Here is a 1137-nt window from a genome sequence, read left to right on the forward strand (position 1 = left end):
AAAGAAAACCAACAAACATTGTCGGTAACTCAACTAGATAAACAAACATGGCAATTGAATAACCATGGCAGTGATATCACTCTGTGCTATCAAATTTATGCATGGGATTTGTCTGTTCGCACTGCACACCTTGACACTAACCATGGCTTTTTTAATGGCAGTAGTGTGTTTCTTGCGGCTAATGGTCTTGAGTCTCAACCACATACCGTTACTATTGCCAAACCTGCACTTGCAGAATTAGCTCATTGGACGCTAGCCACCAGCATGACTAGAGCCTCTGGTGAACAATTTGGCTTTGGTGAGTTTAGCGCTGAAAACTACGATGACTTAATTGATCATCCCGTTGAAATGGGTGAACTAACCATCGAAACTTTTTTCGCTGCCGGTGTTCCACACGATATCGTACTCAGTGGTAAACACAGAGCCAACATGGTTCGATTGGCCAATGATTTAAAAGCGATTTGCGAATATCAAATCGATTTGTTTGGCACTCCAGCACCGTTTGAACGTTATGTGTTCATGACTACCGTTTTGGATAATGGTTTTGGCGGCTTAGAACATAAAGCATCAACCGCCTTAATGTGCTCTCGCAACGATTTACCTTTGTCACTAGATACGCCAGTGGATAAAGGTTATCGCACTTATTTATCCCTGTGCAGCCATGAATATTTCCATTCATGGAACGTTAAACGGATTAAACCTGCTGAGTTTACACCGTTTGACTTATCACAAGAGTCTTATACCTCTCAATTGTGGGCGTACGAAGGTATCACGTCATATTACGATGATTTAATTACCTTTAAATCTCAGTGTATTGATGAGAAAGGCTACCTTACTTTACTCAGTCAAATTATGACTCGAGTATACCGAGGCGAAGGTCGCTTTAAACAAACCTTAAAGCAATCAAGTTTTAATGCTTGGACTAAGTTTTATAAGCAAGATGAAAATGCCGCCAATGCCATCGTCAGCTATTATACCAAAGGCGCATTATTTGCCTTGTATGTAGACTTAACCATCCGTATTGAAACCCAAGGAAAACATAGCCTTGATGATGTTATGCGTCAACTTTGGCAACAATATGGTTTAACGGGTGTTGGTACTGAATCGTCAAGCCATCAACAGATTGTTGAAACGCTA

The 1137-nt window shown here is 40.8% G+C and carries 1 pseudogene; it reads left to right on the forward strand.

The features are described from left to right. Positions 1-1137, forward strand: a pseudogene (locus CXF78_RS01345) (M61 family metallopeptidase); the annotation flags it as partial.

The sequence above is a fragment of the Shewanella sp. 11B5 genome, from assembly GCF_002836795.1.
GTDB classification, from domain to species: Bacteria; Pseudomonadota; Gammaproteobacteria; order Enterobacterales; family Shewanellaceae; genus Shewanella; species Shewanella frigidimarina.